This is a genomic window from Qipengyuania citrea (assembly GCF_024171405.1).
Taxonomy (GTDB): domain Bacteria; phylum Pseudomonadota; class Alphaproteobacteria; order Sphingomonadales; family Sphingomonadaceae; genus Qipengyuania; species Qipengyuania profunda.
In genome coordinates this window covers 799,585-816,016 of record NZ_JALJZT010000002.1, presented here as the reverse complement: position 1 = coordinate 816,016, position 16,432 = coordinate 799,585, and the positions used below count along the sequence as shown (strand labels likewise).

Genomic DNA, 16,432 nt, shown 5'->3' with positions numbered 1-16,432 from the left:
ACAGCCCGATACAAGGGCAGGATTGCCAAGCGACTAAGGTTTTCGCCGCCAGACATGGATACCAGCTTCACCGACCGTCACTGGCACAGCGCCGACGGTCTCACTCTGCATTGCCGCGAATACGGCACGGCCAGCGATCGCCCACCGGTGATTTGCCTGCACGGCCTGACGCGTAATGCGCGCGATTTCGAAGCGCTTGCCCCGCATATCGCCGTGCAGGGCTGGCGGGTGCTGGTCCCCTCGATGCGCGGCCGCGGCGACAGCGATTATGCCGAGGTTTCGGATAGCTATGCGCTGCCGACCTATGTCGCGGACCTGCTGGCGCTGCTGGAGCAGGAAGGCATCACGCAATTTGTGTCGATCGGGACGTCGATGGGCGGGCTGATGACGATGCTGCTGGCGCAGGCGCAGCCCGAACGGATCGCCGCGGCGGTGCTCAACGATGTCGGGCCGGTGCTCGAAACCGCGGGTCTCGATACGATCAAGACCTATGTCGGGCAGGGCCGCAGCTTTCCCACCTGGATGCACGCGGCGCGCGCGCTCGAGGAAGTGCATGGCACATCCTTCCCCGCTTTCGATCTCCACGCGTGGATTGCCATGGCCAAGCGCACGATGACGCTGTCGAGCAGCGGGCGGATCGTGTTCGACTACGACATGAAGCTGGCCGAACCGATCCTCGCCACGCCCGAGGCGGCGGCGCCGGTCGATCTATGGCCCGCGTTCCACGCGCTCAAGGGCAAGCCGCTGCTGCTGCTGCGTGGTGAACTGTCCACGCTGCTGTCCGCGCGCAGCTTCGCCGATATGCAAAAGGTTGCGACCGAGGCGGACAGCGCGGTGATCCCCCATGTCGGGCATGCGCCGACGCTCGATGAGCCCGAGGCCCGCGCCGCGATCGACGCCTTGCTGGCACGTGTCGCATGAACACGCCGCGCGGCGGGGCGGTCCCGCATATCCTCCACCTGCATTCGACCTTCGCCCCCGGGGGCAAGGAATTGCGCACGGTCCAGCTGATCAACGCCTTCGGCAAGAAGGCGCGGCATACGATCGTCTCGGCGGAACCCGAGCGCTTGGGCGCGGCCGAACGGATTGCCCGGACCATCGACGTCCGCCTGCAGCCCGAGTTCCCCAGCCTCAAGGGGCGGCCCACACCGGGACGATTGCAGAAGCTGGCCAAGGCGATGCGCGGCTTCGATCTCGTCTGCACCTACAATTGGGGCGCGATGGATGCGGTGATGGCGCATACGCTGTTCAAGGACCTGCACAATCTGCCGCCGCTGATCCATCACGAGGATGGCTTCGACGAAAGCGAGCTGAAGAAGCTCAAGACCAGCCGCACCTGGTATCGCCGCATTGCACTGGGCAAGAGCGCCGGGCTGGTCGTGCCGTCCGAACGGCTCGAGGAGATCGCCCTGGTCGATTGGCAGCAGCCGCTGGGCCGGGTGCGCCGCATTCCCAACGGGATCGATACCAAGGCCTTCGCCATGCGCCCCAAGAAGGATGCGCTGCGGCTGATCAAGCGACCGGGCGAATATTGGCTCGGCACATTGGCGGGGCTCCGCACGATCAAGAACCTGCCGCGGCTGGTCCGGGCATTCACCGACCTGCCCGAGAACTGGCAATTGGTGATCCTGGGCGAAGGCGAGGCGCGCGATGCCATCCTTGCCGAGGCCGACCGCCTGCAGATCAACCACCGGGTCCATTTGCCCGGCGCGGTCGCCGCGCCGGAACGGGTCGTCGGCCTGTTCGATATCTTCGCGCTGTCGAGCGATTCCGAACAATTCCCGCTGTCGGTCGTGGAAGCGATGGCGGCGGGCCTGCCGGTCGTCGCCCCGGCGGTCGGCGATATCGCGGGGATGGTGTCGCAGCCCAATGCGGAGTTCATCGCCCCGCCGGGTGACGAGGAAGAACTGCGGATGGCGCTGGTCCAGCTCGCCGTGTCGAAGGAACTGCGCAAGGAGGTCGGCGAGGCCAACCGCGCGAAGGCGGTTGCCGAATTCGACGCGGCGAAGATGATCGCGACCTATCGCCGCCTCTATTCGAGTGCGATGAAAATTGACCTCTAAGCCGTTTCAGCCAGCGTTCACGCGAGCGGGGACAGGCGGTCGCGACCATTGCCCTTGTCCGCACCGGGCCTTAAAGAGCCGCCCAAACCGATATCTATCCAGATGGAGCCCGCCCCTGTGGCCCTGACACCGAAGAACGAACTGTCCCGCGAAGAGAAGCGCGCCAAGCAGGAAAATGCCCAGCAGGAAGCGCTGCTGCGCGAAGTCGATGAAGCCGTGCGGCAGAGCGATGCCGAGCAGTTTCTCGATCGCTGGGGCAAGCCGCTGTTCGGCCTGCTGATCGCGGGGCTCGTGGCCTTCGGCGGCTATCTTTATTGGGACAGCCGCCAGGAAGCTGCGATGGAACGCGATTCCGAGGCGCTGGTGGGCGCGCTCGACCAGATCCAGTCGGGCAATATCGACAGCGGGTACGACCGGCTGGAAGAGCTTGCGGGCCGCGAGGGCGGCGGCGCGGCGGTCGCTGCGGCGATGATGCGCGCCGGCATTGCCGAACAGCGCGGCGATAGTGAAGAAGCCTCGACGATCTTCAAACGCGTTGCGGACAACGCCAGCGCGGCGCCCGCGATGCGCGACCTTGCCCGCCTGCGCGATGTGGCGCTCAATTACGACAGCATGGAGAGCGCCGATATCATCGCCACGCTCAAGCCTCTGGCGGTACCGGGAAAACCCTATTTCGCCAGCGCGGGCGAGTTCGTGGCGCATGCCTATCTCGACCAGGGCAAGCGCGCCGAGGCCGGGGCCATGTTCGCCCAGATCGCCAAGGATGAGAATAGCCCGGAATCGGTCCGCTCGCGTGCGCGGCAGATGGCGGGTGTGCTCGGTGTCGATGCAATCGAGGATGTCGATGCGGTGCTCGAGGAGCAAGGGGTCCAGCGTGACGAAGCCGCGAGCGAAAACGCCGCGGCCGCAACCGAATAGGCCCCTGCGGCCCGCCAAGAGATACGGAACGAGGATACAGATGAAGCGCAAGAACCTATCGCGTACGGCATTCGTTGCGGCACTGGCCATCGGGCTGGGCGGCTGCAGCGGCGGCCTCTTCGGCGGCGGCGGAGACAAGAAGGTCACTCCGACGCTGGGCGATCGCCAGCCGATCCTCTCGCGTATCGAAACCGGGGCACAGGTCGATCCGGCGCTGGCCGGCGTGTCGGTGGTCCTGCCCCCGGCGCAGGTCAACGATGCCTGGGCGCAGGCGGGGGGCAATGCGGGCAAGTCCTATGGCCATCTGGCGCTGTCGGGTTCGCCCACCAAGGCCTTCACCGTCTCGATCGAAGGCGCCAGCCAGCGCCGCCGCTTCGGTGCCTCGCCGGTCATCGGCCAGGGCATGCTCTTCGCGGTCGGCAGCGACGGCATCCTGACGGCCTTCGATGCCCAGTCGGGCGCGCAGCGGTGGAGCTACAATCCGGATCTCGCGAGCGATCTCAAATCCTCGGCCTTCGGCGGCGGCGCCAGCTATGACGATGGCAAGGTCTATATGACCGATGGCGCGGGCGACGTGGTCGCGCTGACCGCTGCCAGCGGATCGGTACTGTGGAAGGTCAAGCCTTCGGGCCCGCTGCGCGGGGCACCGACGATTGCCTTCGGTTCGGTCTTCGTGATGACGCAGGACAACCAGATCTTCGCGCTCGATGCCGCCGACGGTTCGGTCCGGTGGCAGGAATCGGGTTCGTCGACGCAGGCGGGCGTGTTCGGGGTCGCGGCTCCGGCAGCCGCGCAGGGCACGGTCATCGCCGGCTACAGCTCGGGTGAACTGATCGCGCATCGCTATGAAAACGGGCGGACATTGTGGGCCGACGCTTTGGCGCGGACCTCGATCTCGACGCAGGTCGGCTCGCTTACCGATATCGATGCCGACCCGATCATCGACAATGGCCGCGTCTATGCGCTGGGACAGGGTGGCCGCATGGCCGCTTATGAACTCGTCACCGGCCAGCGGATCTGGGAACTCAACCTTGCGGGGATTTCGACCCCGGCAATCGCGGGCGAATGGATCTTCACGCTGACCGACGATGCCCGCCTGCTCGCCATCGCGCGCGCCACGGGCAAGGTGCGCTGGCTGACGCAGCTGCCGCGCTGGCGCGACGAGGAGGACAAGAAGGGTCCGATCTTCTGGTCGGGACCGGTGCTCGCCGGAGGCAATTTGTGGGCGGTGAATTCGGAAGGCGAAGTCTACCGCATCAGTTCGGGCGAGGGTTCGGCCAGCCTGTTCACCGATCTCGACCAGCCGGTGTCGCTGGCGCCGGTGGTGGCCAACAACACGCTCTATATCCTCGACGACAGCGGCAGGATTACCGCTTTCCGGTGATTTGCGTGCTAGCGTGACCGCCGTGTTAACCAAATCGGGCTAACAAGGTGCGGTCATGAACACGGCGGAACAAGCACCCCTCGCGCGGCCAGAGAGCGATGTCTCCGCGGCCGTGGGGCTGGTGGGTCTGGCCGGGCTGTTTGCCTGGGTGGCGTTCGCGCGTGCCTTTCCCGCCCTTGCCGAAACCTTCGACTGGGCAGTCCCGCTCGATACGCTGGGCGGGCGCAATTCCGCGCTGGTGGGCCTGCTCGCCGCGGCGATCCCGATGGCGGCATGGTCGATCCTGGTCGACAAGGTGCATCTGCGCGCCTCGACCGGGCTCGATTGGTCCCTGATGCGTAGCCGCAAACCCGATCACGGTGTCACGCTGGTCAAGCTGGTCGGCCTGTGGGCGACCTGGGCGATCATTGCGGGGCTTTACTGCCTGTGTCGCTGGTATTGGGAAGGGCAATATGTCTTCGCGATACAGGTGCTCGCCTATGCCGCGCTGCCGCTGGTGGTGCTCTCGGTGCCCTATGTCCTGTGGATCGACCGCGCGCTGGTGAACCGGCGCGATGCCGCGTGGCATTTCGGCGCGCTGTTGCTGATGCGCCCGGGCTGGGGCATGGGCCAGATCGCGAAGCACTGGAAAGCGTGGATCATCAAGGCCTTCTTCACCGCCTTCATGCTCTCGATCACTCCCTTCGCCTTCAACCATATCGTGACCGCGAACTTTGCCGAGGTGTTTGCCCGGCCCGAACGGATCGCGCTGACGATCATCGAGGCGATGTTCATGATCGACGTGATGATCGGCACCGTCGGCTATATCGTCACCATGCGCCCGCTCGACGCGCATATCCGCTCGGGCAACCCGCTGCTGGGCGGCTGGGTCGCGGCGCTGATCTGTTACCCGCCCATCGTGTGGGGCATCCTCGGCGGCGGCCGGGCAATCAATTACGAATACGATACCGCGGGCTGGCTGCACTGGATGGCGGGCAATGACACGCTGATCGCGCTGTGGGGCACGCTGCTGGTGGTGCTGACCGGCATCTATGCCTGGGCGACCTTCGCCTTCGGGCTGCGCTTTTCCAACCTCACGTATCGCGGTGTGCTGACCAATGGCCCGTACCGTTTCACCCGGCACCCGGCCTATGTCTCGAAAAACCTGTTCTGGTGGGCGGCGATCCTGCCGTTCCTGGTGACCAGCGGCTCGCCGGTCGAAGCGATCCGCAACTGCTTCTTCCTAGTGGTCGTGAACGGCATCTATTTCTGGCGCGCCAAGACCGAGGAAGCGCATCTGCTCGCCGAAGACCCGAAATACCGCGCCTATCATGCGTGGATGGCGCAGCACGGCCTGCTGACCGCGCCGCTGACGCGGTTGTGGAACCGGATCAAGCCGCGCCCGTCGCTGACGGCGGAACCCGCCGAGTAATCAGCCGAGCGGCTGGCCTTCGTCGGTTTCATAGACACGCAACTCGCGCGCCTTGGGCGGATTGGCGGCCATGAAGGTCTGGAACTCGGCCATGTGTTCGGACTTGCCATGCGCGTCGAGCGCGGCGCGATCGCGCCAGCGTTCGAACAGGATCAGCGTGTCCGGATCGGCAAGGTCGCCGGCGAAAGCGTAATCGAGGCAGCCGTCCTCGGCGCGGCTGGCGCGGACCATTTCGACAATCGCCTTGCGCGTCGCGGCGTCGATCGAACGCCCCAGCTTGATGGTGCCGTTGATCTGGATCATCGCTTGTCTCCCACGCTTCTCAGAAGCTGTATTTGTAGATGCGGTCGATATCGCCGCCCCATTCGCCATGATAGCGGTCGAGCATCACCTGCGCCGGAACCTTGCCGGTGGCGACGATCTCGTCGAGCGTTTCGAGAAAGCCGGTTTCATTGTCGCCCGAGGTGTTGAGATGGCCGCGGGCTGCGAGGCCCGAGCGCGCGATGGCGAGTACTTCCTTGGCCAGATCATGCAGCTTGCCGCCGCCGGGCAGCGGCGCGTCGAGCGCCAGCTTGGGTACCGCGTTGCGCAGGGTCTCACGCTCTTCCATCGACCAGTGCTTGACCAGATCCCAGGACGCATCGAGCGCGGACTGGTCGTAGAGCAGGCCGACCCAGAAGGCGGGCAATGCGCAAATCCGGCTCCACGGGCCGCCATCGGCGCCGCGCATTTCGAGGAAGCTCTTGAGGCGCACTTCGGGAAAGGCGGTGGACAGATGATCCCACCAATCGCTTTCGGTCGGCTTCTCGCCGGGCAGGACGGACAGCTTGCCCTCGAGGAAATCGCGGAAGCTGAGCCCCGCGGCGTCGATGTACTTGCCGTCGCGGAAGACGAAATACATCGGCACGTCGAGCATGTAGTCGACGTAGCGCTCGTAGCCGAAGCCGTCTTCGAACACGAAGGGCAGCATGCCGGTCCGGTGCGGATCGGTATCGCTCCAGATATGGCTGCGATACGACAGGTAACCGTTGGGTTTTCCTTCGGTGAAGGGCGAATTGGCGAACAGCGCAGTGGCCAGCGGTTGCAGCGCCAGCCCGGTGCGGAACTTCTGCGCCATGTCGGGTTCGCTCGAATAGTCGAGATTGACCTGGATGGTGCAGGTGCGCAGCATCATGTCGAGGCCCAGATTGCCGACCTTGGGCATGTGCCGCATCATGATGTCGTAGCGCCCCTTGGGCATGACCGGCAGTTCCTCGCGCGTCTTGTCGGGCCACATGCCCATACCGAGGAAGCCAACGCCGCGGCGTTCGCCGATTTCCTTGACCTGCGCCAGATGGCGCCCGGTCTCGGCGCAGGTATCGTGCAGGTTTTCGAGCGGCGCGCCCGACAGTTCGAGTTGGCCCGCAGGCTCGAGGCTGACGGTGCCGTCGTCGCCCCGCATCGCGATGACCTTGCCGCCTTCCTCGACCGGCTCCCAGCCGAACTCGCGCAGCGACAGCAGGATGTCGCGGATCCCGCCCTCTTCGTCATAGGACAGCGCGCGATGTTCATCGCAGCAATAGACCAGTTTTTCGTGCTCGGTACCGATGCGCCAGTCGGCCTTCGGCTTCTCGCCGCGCTGCATCGGGGCGACCAGCTGGTCGCGGCTTTCGATAATGGGGTCTTCAGTCCCCGATGTTTCGCGCGTGCTCATGACGCGTGGCGATAGGCAACCGAACCTTGCGTGAAAAGGAAATTAATCTGCGTCGAGCCAGTCGCCCGCTTCGGCCATCCATACCGCCATCCCGGCAATGGCCGCGGTTTCGCCGCGCAGGATACGCGGGCCGAGGCTGATCGCGACCGTGGCGGGATGCGCGCGAATCGCCGCGCGCTCGGCCTCGTCGAACCCGCCTTCGGGGCCGATCAGCAGCGCTGCGGGGCGATCGGCATAGCAGAACGCATCGGCGGCAGGTTCGCCGCCTTCCTCGTCGGCGAAGAACAGGTCGCGCTCCTGCGGCCAGTCGCGCAGCAATGCGTCGAGCTTCGCCACGGGCGCGATTTCGGGCAGCGCGGTGCGCGCGCATTGCTCGGCCGCCTCGGTCACAATTGCGGCAGCGCGCTCGGCATTGAGCTTGTCGGCGACGCAGCGCCGCGTGAGCACCGGCGCGATCCGCGCCACACCGAGCTCGGTCGCCTTCTCGAGCACGAGATCGAAGCGGTCCTTCTTGAGCAACGCGGGGCAGAGCCAGAAATCGGGCACCGGCTCGCGCGGCCGCTGGTGGGCGCGCGGCTGGAGCAGGATCTGCCGCTTGCCGGCCTCGATCACCTCGGCGGCCCATTCGCCGGTGACATTGTCGCACAGGATCACCGCATCGCCGGGCGAAACGCGCATCACCTTCGACAGGTAATGCGCCTGGTTGCCCTCGATCGTCACCGGTTCGCTTGCGGAAAGCGGCTGTTCGACAAACAGGCGGGGTGCGCTCTTGGGCGGCCAGGCGGGGGTAGCGGGCATGGCCCCTCTAATCACATCCGCCATCCCGGCGAAAGCCGGGATCGGGTCGCTTCTGGCAAGAAGGCCGGCAGCGATCCCGGCTTCCGCTGGGATGACGAGATTGATAGGGCGCATCCTGATGAATGAAACCGTCGTCCCCGATAGCGAACACCGCGGCCTCGTCGCGCGGCTGCCGCAGATGCCGCGCGATCTGGCGCAGCTCGCGCGGTTCGACCGCCCCATCGGTTGGTGGCTGTTGTTCTGGCCCTGCGCCTGGGGCGTCTGGCTGACCGGCGCGGGCTGGCAGCTGGCGCTGCTCGCCTGGTTGCTGCTGGGGGCCATCGCGATGCGCGGTGCGGGCTGTGTCTATAACGACATCGTCGATGCCGATCTCGACCGGAAGGTCGCGCGTACTGCGGTGCGCCCGGTGGCAAGCGGACGGGTATCGAAGAAGCTCGCATGGGGCTGGCTGTTCGTACTGTGCGCCATCGGGCTGTTGGTCCTGCTGCAATTGCGCCCGCTGGCGCAGGGCGTGGCGCTCGCCAGTGTCGCGCTGGTCGCCGCCTATCCGTTCATGAAGCGGATCACCTGGTGGCCGCAGGCCTGGCTCGGGATGGTGTTTACCTGGGGGCTGCTGGTCGGCTGGACGCAGTTGCGCGCCGACCACTGGGATGCGCTCGCGGCGATGTATGCCGGCGCGGCACTGTGGGTGATTGGCTACGATACGATCTACGCCATGCAGGACCGCGAAGACGATGCGCTGGTCGGTATCCGCTCGAGCGCGCTGCGGCTGGGCGGGCATGTGCAGGGCGGGGTGGCACTGTTCTATACGGGCGCCGTCGCGCTGTGGGCGCTGGCCTTCTGGCTCTACCGCGCAGATTGGGTGGCACTGCTCGCGCTGCTCCCCGCAGCCGCGCATCTGGCATGGCAGGTTGCCACGCTCGACGGGACCGATGGCGCCAATCCGCTAAACCGCTTCCGTGCCAATCGCTGGACCGGCGCGCTGGTTGCCGCGGCGTGCTTTGTCGTAGGCAATGCCTGATGGGTATGCGCATCGCGATGTTCGAGCCCGAGATCGCGGGGAATGTCGGCGCGGTGCTGCGTCTTGGCGCGTGCATGGGCGCGGGTATCGACCTGATCGAACCGCTGGGCTTCACCTGGGATGATCGCCGCGTGCGGCGTGCAGCGATGGATTATATCGACGAGGTCGAGGTCACGCGCCACTCCGGGTTCGAGGCATTCAGCGCGGGGCTGGGTGAACGGCGATTGCTCCTGTTTACCACCAAGGCGACACGGTCGGCCTATGATTTCGCCTTTCGCGCCGACGATGTGCTGCTGTTCGGGAAGGAAAGCGCGGGCGTGCCCGAGCATGTGGCCGCGGCCAGCCACGCCATGGTCCGCCTGCCGATGCGCGCCGAAGTGCGATCGCTCAACGTCGCGACCAGCGCGGCGATCGCGCTGGCTGAGGCCTTGCGCCAGACCGGCACCCTGCCGCGCTAGTTTCCGGCGGTGGACAAGTCGGCGGGGGAGACGCGCCGAATCTTGAGCGACTCGGCCGCGCCTTCTTAACCATGGCCGCATGACGGACACTTTCACCGCCCTTTCCGATCCCACGCGGCGGCTCCTGCTGGACCGGCTGAGCGAAACGGGCGGGCTGACGCTGTCCGCCCTTGCCGAAGACCTGCCGATGACGCGGCAGGCCGTGGCCAAGCACCTCGCCGTGCTCGAGGCGGCCGAACTGGTCGCCTCCGAGCGCGACGGGCGCTGCAAGCGGCATTATCTCAACCCGGTGCCGCTGGCCAAGATCGCGCGCCGCTGGCTGGGCCGGTTCGAGGAGGTTCCGCTGGCCGCGATGTCGGGTTTTCACGGACCCGCGGGCGAACGGCGCGTTGCGCAAACATAGGCGCGCGGGGCATGGGCTCATTCATAGCTGACCACCTCGAACTCGATCCCGTCCCAATCGAAGAAATAGAACCGCCGCCCGGGATCGTAATCGTCATGCCCGAAGGGGGTAAGGCCATGCGCAGTGACCGCCTTTTCGGCTGCGTCGATATCGTCGACGGTGAAGGCGATATGGTTGAGCGGGTGGCCCTTGGCGAACTCGCCGCGGACATGGTCGCCCGTGTAGAGCGCGATGTAATCGTGTTCGGCCCCGATATGGACCGAACGCCCGTATTTCTGCGAGGGGCCGCGCCAGCGTTCCTTCCAGCCGAGCAGGTCCTTCAGCAGCGCGGCGCTGCGTTCGGGATCGGTGACCGAGATATTCGCGTGTTCCAGTCGTCCGGTAGCCATGGTGCATCTCCTTTGCGGGGCGGGGGCCATGGCTCGGCCGGACCGCCTGTTTGCGATGCACAGGCATATGCAACCTCAACTTCACTTGAGGTCAAGCTTCAAATGGCCTATCACTCTGATCGATGAATGCGAACGACCATCTCAGCATCGGCGATCTGGCGCGCCGGACCGGCCTTTCTGCCTCGGCGATCCGCTTTTACGAGGACAAGGGATTGATCGAATCCTTCCGCACCGCGGGCAACCAGCGGCGCTTCTTGCGCAGCGATATCAGGCGCCTCAGCTTTATCCTCATCGTGCAGAAACTGGGGCTCTCGCTCGAGGAAATCGGCGATCACCTGCGCAGCCTGCCCAAGGGACGTAACCCCTCCAGCTTCGACTGGTGGAAGATCAGCGAAGCCATCCGCGAAAGCCTCGACCGCCGCATCGCGCAACTGCAGGCACTGCGCGACAATCTCGATGGCTGCATCGGCTGCGGTTGCCTCAGCCTCAAGACCTGCAAGCTCTACAACCCCGACGACATCGCCGCCGAGGGCGGACCGGGGCCGCGGGTTTTGCGGTAGTTGCAGACGGCTCGCTAGCATCCGCACAGCGGACGACCCGCATTTCCGTCTTCACATTCTGATAACGCAAGCACGGAGAAGGTTGAATGAGCGGGATATTAATTGCGTCGATTGCGTCGGTATCTTTTCAGTCACCCGTTATCGATTTTCGCTGTGGCGAAACAGATCAAGTCGGCGAGGGTAACGTCGCATCAGTTTACAACGCCTATTTGCGACATTCGGTGGTACTTATAGGGCTGGCGTTGAAAGGTGACGCGGCGACACTAGGCAAAGCGATATCACCGAATGCTCGGTTCGCAACGTTCCATGGTGACGTTGGCGCAGGCCCCCGGAAGACTGGACCGGAGGCAGCCGTAGAGTTCTTCAAGGAGCTTGAACCAACGAGCTATCAAACCCTGTCCGCTAGCGCTGGACCGTTTAGCACAGCCGCATGTGGACCCATCAAGGTGGAGGTGCTGTTGCTGCGAGAGGGATCCAACGCAGCCGCGCTTGTCTTCAGATACGAGGGCGGCGTTTTACGAGATGTAACTGGAAGCTCCACAACAACTGAACGTGGCACGTTCTAGGCCGGAGGATCCGATGTCCGCTTTTCACTCAGAAGCGGCAAAACATAGCGAGTGTGCTGCACCTCTAACCGAACCAGCCGGCTTCAATACTCCGGCCCAAGCTCCGCATCGAGATCGCGCGGGCGGGCGAAGTGGGCGAGCGTGCCGCAGCCCGTTCGCAGGTCGGCCCAGTCGTCGATGTCGAGTTCGAACACCGCATAGGCGGCGGTGGGGAATTTGACCTTGGCCTCGTCGTAGAGCGCGTTCTCGTTCTTCGGTGCGACCAGTTCGAACAGCATGTCGCCGAGCCCCGGATTGTGGCCCGAAAGCAGCAGGGCATCACCATCGCCCCCGGCTTCGCGGATCACGTCCATGATGGTGTCGGTCCCGGCGAGGTACAGCCGCTCGTCCCATTGCGGCGCAAGCGCGGGAAGCGCGGCGGCCAGCGTCTGCTTGACGCGTTCGGCGGGGCTAGCAACGAGCCGGTCCCAATCCACCCCATGCGCGCGGATATGATCGCCGATCACCCGCGCCCCGCGGCGCCCGCGATCGTTCAGGCCGCGATCGAAATCGCGCTTGTCGCTCTGGCCCCAGTCGGACTTGGCATGACGCAGCAGGCCGAGGATCTTCATGCGCGCGTCATCACTGGGGCAGGGTCTCCGCTGTCGAAAGGTCGGGGCTAACAACACCCTCGGTGACGCGCTGTAAAGCCTCTTCGAGTGTCAGCCGCGTGACGGGGGTGCCTTCGGGAAAGGCGGACAGCAGCCGGCTGGGGAAGGCGGGCGAAAGCACGACGAAATGACCCGCATCCTCGCGCGTGCGGATCAGCCGCCCGAAGGCCTGCGCCAGCCGCGCGCGGATGATGCGGTCGTCATAGCGCTTGGCGCCGCCTGCCTGTTCCGCAGCGGCAGCGCGGCGCGCGCGGTGCAGGATCGTCGGGCGCGGCCAGGGCACGCTTTCCATCACCACGCAGCGCAGGCTCCGGCCGGGCACGTCGACCCCGTCGCGCAGCGCATCGGTGCCCAGCAGGCTGGCGCGCGGATCGTCGCGGAAGATGTCGGTCAGCGTGCCCGTATCGATCGGATCGACATGCTGCGCATAGAGCGGCAGCCCGGCGCGCGCGAGCCGGTCGGCGATCCGGCCATAGACCGCGCGCATCCGCCGGATCGCGGTAAACAGCCCCAGCACGCCGCCATCGCTCGCTTCGATCAGCCGCGCATAGGCACCCGCCAGCGCTGGGATATCGCCCTTGCGGATATCGGTGACGATCAGCACTTCGGCGCGGCCCGCGTAATCGAAGGGGCTTTGCGCCTCCGCGGTCTTCGGTAGCAGTTCCAGATGCGGCGCGCCGCTCTTGGTGATGGCATGCGGCCAGTCGGGCCCGGTTTCGTCGCGGTCGGTCAGCGTGGCGCTGGTCAGCATGACCCCGTGCGCGGGTTCGAGCACGACCTTGGCGAATGGCTTCATCGGATCGAGCCAGTGGCGATAGATCCCGACATCGAATTCGCGCGAATCGTTGCGGTCGACCTGCAGCCAGTCGATGAATTCGGGATCGGCCGGCCCGCCGAGCCGCGACAGCAGCGCTTCCCATGCCGCGATCAGGTCGATCCGCCAGGCGAGCGAGTGGCGCGCGCCTTCGATCCGCGCACGGCCTTGCCCGTCGAGCCAGTCGGGCGCGTCCTCGACAATCGCTTCGAGCCGTCCCGCAAGCTTGAGCAGCGGCGTGCGGATGGTTGCCAGCGCCTGCGCCGCAGTGCCTGCCGCCTCGACCAGTTCGCCCGGCAGCTGCGCAGTCTCGGTCTCTATGCCATAGCCCATCTCGAGCCCGCTTTCGTCGCGCGCGAAGGTGGTCGCGCGCACGGCAGCGAGCAATTCCTCGATCGGCCCGATGGGGCCGCTTTCGGCCAGCCGCCCGAGCCAGCCATCGGCGGGCAGGGCATTGGCTGCCTCGACCGCCGCCTCGACCGCTTCGCCGCCCGCATCGTCATAGCTGGCGACATCGGCGAGACGCGCGGAAAGGCCCCGGCGGCGCCCGCGGCTGTTCTTTTCGGGGCCGATGATCCAGCGCCGCAGCTCGATCGCCTCCTGCCCGGTCAGCGCGGCGGAAAAGGTGCTGTCGGCCGCGTCGAACACGTGGTGCCCTTCGTCGAACACGATCCGCGTCGGACGCGTGGCGGCATCGCGTCCGCGCGCGGCATTGACCATCACCAGCGCATGATTGGCAATGACGAGATCGGCCTGTGCCGCATTGCGCGCGCTGCGCTCGATAAAGCACTTCCGGTAATGCGGGCACCCGGCATAGACGCATTCGCCGCGCTGGTCGGTCAGCGCCGCGATCCCGCGCTTGCGGAACAGCGTGCCGAGCCAGCCGGGCAGGTCGCCGCCGATCATGTCGCCATCCTGCGAATAGGCCGCCCAGCGCGCAACCAGATGCGCGAGGATTGCAGGACGTCCCGCGAAACCGCCCTGCAAGGCGTCTTCCAGATTGAGCAGGCACAAATAGTTCTCGCGCCCCTTGCGCACCACCACCGGCGGCGAGCCGTCGGCGCGGCTGGCGGGCCATGCGCGGCGGCTTTCCTGGCGCAGCTGGCGCTGGAGGTTCTTGGTATAGGTGCTGACCCAGACCGTCCCGCCCGATCGCTCTGCCCAGAGCGAAGCGGGGGCGAGATAGCCCAGCGTCTTACCAATCCCGGTACCCGCCTGTGCGAGCAGGATATGCGGGCGCTTCTGGCTGTCGCGCGGGCCGAAGACATGCCCTGCACCCTTTGAAAACGCGCGCTGGCCCTCGCGCCGTTCCGCGCCTTCGCCGGTCAGCCGTTCGAGCTGCGCCTCGATCGCGGGTTCGTCGATCAGCACCTGAGCAGGCTGCGGACGGTCGGGCGTCTCCTCCCATTCGGGCAGGCGGCTGAACAGCCATTTCTCCGCCCGATCGGGCCTTTTGATATGCGGCGCGAGCACACCTGCCCAAGGCCAGCGCAGCCGCGCCAGCGATTGCAGCGAAGACCACGCGCCTTCGCGCTGCGACCAGTTCTCGCTCTCGCAGGTCGCCACCAGCACGCCTGCGGCCTGTTGCAGCAGCAGGGGCACGCCCGCATCGTCCGCCGGTTCGTCCAGCCCCAGCGCATGTGCCAGCCCCTTGGGCGTGGGCACGCAGAAGGTCGCCGGGTGGACGAAGGCAAACAGTTCGAGCAGGTCGAGCCCCGACAGGTCGGGATAGCCGAGCCGGCTGGCCACCAGCGGCGCATTCATCAGCAGCTGCGGCGTATCGGCGGCGGCCATGACCGCCTCGCCCTTCGAACAGCCACGCGTCGACCCATTCGGATCGCGCAGCCAGGTTCCGGCGTGGCTGGCATGAAGAGCGGGGAGGGGCAGCAAATGGCTCACGGAAAAGACCATGTAAGGGCGGGAACGAAAAGTAAACAGAGGGCGACGAGACTATGCCAAGTGCGTTTCGGTTCGTCGCAAGCGGTCGGTGCTTGGCCGCGAAACGGCTTTAAGAACACCTGCAATATCAGTTATTTGGAGTTTCATGAACGCCAGATGACAGGAACTGTGGCGAAATCATGCCCGTTCTATTGGCATGACCAAGACCCGCCATATGATCGCCAGCGCCCCTATCGCGATTGCCGCGATGGCCGCGCTCCATACACCAGCCGCCATGGCTCAGGAAGCGCCACCGATCGTGCTCGATTTGCCGGCGCCAACGCCGGCCGCATCGCCCGCTCCGATCGTAATTTCGGCGCCCGCACCTGCTCCGATCGTGATCGACATGCCGCAGGCCGAACCGGTGGTCGAACCCCCGGTCGTGAACGATCCCGCACCGGTCGCGACCACGCGGACCACGCAGGCTACCCCGACGCCACCTCGTGCGGAAGCTCGGGAACCCGCGGCAGCAACTACAACCGCTGCAGGAGCGACTCTTGCACCCGTGGCCACCGCGGATACCGCAGCAGCAGCGGAGGAAGCTCCTCTCCCTGTTGGCGCAAGCGCGGTGCAGTCTGCCCCTTCGGCCGAAATCGTACCGGTTGAGGAGCCCGTAGGGGACGCCTCGAGCGCGGCCCTGCTCTTCGCGCTCCTTGGCGCAGGGGGAATCGGTCTGGCAGCGCTGCTGCTGTTCCGCTCGCGGCGCCGTCGTCGCACCGGCGACACGCCGGTTATCGAGCGGCCAATCGTCGGTGCGTCGCCGATTGTGGAGCGCGAAGCCGCTGTGACGGCGGATGCCGCTGAAGCGGGCAGCACGTTGGCGAGCAAGTCGCTATCCCCCGCTACCAGCAATGGCGCAGCAGTCGAGTTGCCAAGCGAATTGCCGCCTAGCCGTGCCGAGCGCGGGCGCCTGCTCCAGCGGATGATCAACGCGCGGCCCGATCGCGCCAACCCCTTCGCCTCGCACAAGGCCCGTGCCAAGCGCGCCCGCCTCATCCTGCAATCGATTGGTACCCGTTTCACCGATCGCAAGCCGGGCATCGATCTCAGCCAGTACTCGAATGTCTGGCCCGAACTGCGCGGCTGGCGACCTGCGACGACCTAAATCCCTCCTGACCCTCGATAGGTGTCGCAGCGGTAGGGGCGTCTACTCCACGAGTAGGCGCCCCTATTGGCGACTGTGCCCATCGCAGCATATCGGGCCGCAGCGTCGTTCGTCGCGCCTTGTTCGATATAAGCTAACGTCTGTCCTACACCGCGCTTTCCGGATACTCCCCGGCGCATGCCGCAGACCTTTGTTCTTGAGCGCTACCTCTATCGCATCTGCCGAAGGGCCCGGCGGGTTTTCTCTTCCAGGACCGTGGTC

At 65.9% G+C, this 16,432-nt stretch carries 16 protein-coding genes; 10 read left to right on the top strand and 6 right to left on the bottom strand.

Translation table 11 applies throughout. The features are described 5' to 3' along the window. Window positions 1-54: 54 nt before the first annotated feature. From J2S32_RS04925 to J2S32_RS04905, 5 genes are all read left to right on the top strand, one after another. The gene (locus J2S32_RS04925; RefSeq protein WP_253517239.1) at window positions 55-921 is read left to right on the top strand and encodes an alpha/beta fold hydrolase; all 867 of its coding nucleotides are present in this window, start codon (window positions 55-57) and stop codon (window positions 919-921) included. After that, complete coding sequence (locus J2S32_RS04920) at window positions 918-2,063, top strand: glycosyltransferase family 4 protein (protein ID WP_253517228.1); 1,146 nt, start codon at window positions 918-920, stop codon at window positions 2,061-2,063. The genes J2S32_RS04925 and J2S32_RS04920 overlap by 4 nt, the downstream gene beginning before the upstream one ends. A gap of 117 nt (window positions 2,064-2,180) precedes the next feature. After that, window positions 2,181-2,981 carry a tetratricopeptide repeat protein gene (locus J2S32_RS04915; protein ID WP_253517225.1) on the top strand — a complete coding sequence of 267 codons (801 nt, stop codon included), beginning with the start codon at window positions 2,181-2,183 and terminating at the stop codon, window positions 2,979-2,981. A 40-nt stretch (window positions 2,982-3,021) separates the two neighbouring features. Continuing rightward, window positions 3,022-4,365, top strand: a complete 1,344-nt coding sequence (locus tag J2S32_RS04910; RefSeq protein WP_253517222.1) for an outer membrane protein assembly factor BamB family protein — start codon at window positions 3,022-3,024, stop codon at window positions 4,363-4,365. 55 nt (window positions 4,366-4,420) lie between these two features. Further along, on the top strand, window positions 4,421-5,776 hold the full coding sequence (locus J2S32_RS04905) for a methyltransferase family protein (protein WP_253517219.1): 1,356 nt from the start codon (window positions 4,421-4,423) through the stop codon (window positions 5,774-5,776). Here the strand turns inward: J2S32_RS04905 and J2S32_RS04900 are convergent, their stop codons facing one another. The 3 genes from J2S32_RS04900 to J2S32_RS04890 are packed head-to-tail and all read right to left on the bottom strand — an operon-like array spanning window position 5,777 to window position 8,267. Next, window positions 5,777-6,079, bottom strand: coding sequence for a putative quinol monooxygenase (locus tag J2S32_RS04900; protein WP_253517216.1), 303 nt, complete (start codon window positions 6,077-6,079; stop codon window positions 5,777-5,779). A 19-nt stretch (window positions 6,080-6,098) separates the two neighbouring features. Beyond that, the gene (locus J2S32_RS04895; protein WP_253517214.1) at window positions 6,099-7,469 is read right to left on the bottom strand and encodes a glutamate--cysteine ligase; all 1,371 of its coding nucleotides are present in this window, start codon (window positions 7,467-7,469) and stop codon (window positions 6,099-6,101) included. A gap of 42 nt (window positions 7,470-7,511) precedes the next feature. Continuing rightward, a complete protein-coding gene (locus J2S32_RS04890) occupies window positions 7,512-8,267 on the bottom strand; it encodes a 16S rRNA (uracil(1498)-N(3))-methyltransferase (protein WP_253522943.1) in 756 nt (251 codons plus the stop codon). 118 nt (window positions 8,268-8,385) lie between these two features. Between J2S32_RS04890 and ubiA the strand changes: the two genes are divergently transcribed. From ubiA to J2S32_RS04875, 3 genes are all read left to right on the top strand, one after another. Further along, on the top strand, window positions 8,386-9,288 hold the full coding sequence (gene ubiA / locus J2S32_RS04885) for a 4-hydroxybenzoate octaprenyltransferase (protein WP_253517212.1): 903 nt from the start codon (window positions 8,386-8,388) through the stop codon (window positions 9,286-9,288). A 5-nt stretch (window positions 9,289-9,293) separates the two neighbouring features. Further along, the gene (locus J2S32_RS04880) at window positions 9,294-9,746 is read left to right on the top strand and encodes a tRNA (cytidine(34)-2'-O)-methyltransferase (RefSeq protein WP_253522941.1); all 453 of its coding nucleotides are present in this window, start codon (window positions 9,294-9,296) and stop codon (window positions 9,744-9,746) included. Between the two features lie 79 nt (window positions 9,747-9,825). Continuing rightward, window positions 9,826-10,149 carry an ArsR/SmtB family transcription factor gene (locus J2S32_RS04875; protein WP_253517210.1) on the top strand — a complete coding sequence of 108 codons (324 nt, stop codon included), beginning with the start codon at window positions 9,826-9,828 and terminating at the stop codon, window positions 10,147-10,149. Window positions 10,150-10,166: 17 nt separating this feature from the next. Here J2S32_RS04875 and J2S32_RS04870 read toward each other — a convergent pair whose 3' ends face one another. Continuing rightward, window positions 10,167-10,538, bottom strand: a complete 372-nt coding sequence (locus tag J2S32_RS04870) for a VOC family protein (protein WP_253517203.1) — start codon at window positions 10,536-10,538, stop codon at window positions 10,167-10,169. Between the two features lie 122 nt (window positions 10,539-10,660). Between J2S32_RS04870 and soxR the strand changes: the two genes are divergently transcribed. Beyond that, window positions 10,661-11,098: a redox-sensitive transcriptional activator SoxR gene (gene soxR / locus J2S32_RS04865; protein ID WP_253517200.1), complete on the top strand. Its 438-nt coding sequence runs from the start codon at window positions 10,661-10,663 to the stop codon at window positions 11,096-11,098. Window positions 11,099-11,747: 649 nt separating this feature from the next. On the opposite strand, the gene J2S32_RS04860 is transcribed toward soxR, so the two are convergent. Both J2S32_RS04860 and J2S32_RS04855 read right to left on the bottom strand, forming a co-directional pair. Continuing rightward, window positions 11,748-12,275 (bottom strand): SixA phosphatase family protein, encoded by a 528-nt coding sequence (locus tag J2S32_RS04860; RefSeq protein WP_253517197.1) that lies wholly within the window; start codon window positions 12,273-12,275, stop codon window positions 11,748-11,750. A 10-nt stretch (window positions 12,276-12,285) separates the two neighbouring features. Further along, window positions 12,286-15,027 carry an ATP-dependent DNA helicase gene (locus tag J2S32_RS04855; protein WP_253517195.1) on the bottom strand — a complete coding sequence of 914 codons (2,742 nt, stop codon included), beginning with the start codon at window positions 15,025-15,027 and terminating at the stop codon, window positions 12,286-12,288. 196 nt (window positions 15,028-15,223) lie between these two features. Here J2S32_RS04855 and J2S32_RS04850 point away from each other — a divergent pair, with 196 nt between their 5' ends. After that, the gene (locus J2S32_RS04850; RefSeq protein ID WP_253517190.1) at window positions 15,224-16,171 is read left to right on the top strand and encodes a hypothetical protein; all 948 of its coding nucleotides are present in this window, start codon (window positions 15,224-15,226) and stop codon (window positions 16,169-16,171) included. Window positions 16,172-16,432: the final 261 nt, after the last annotated feature.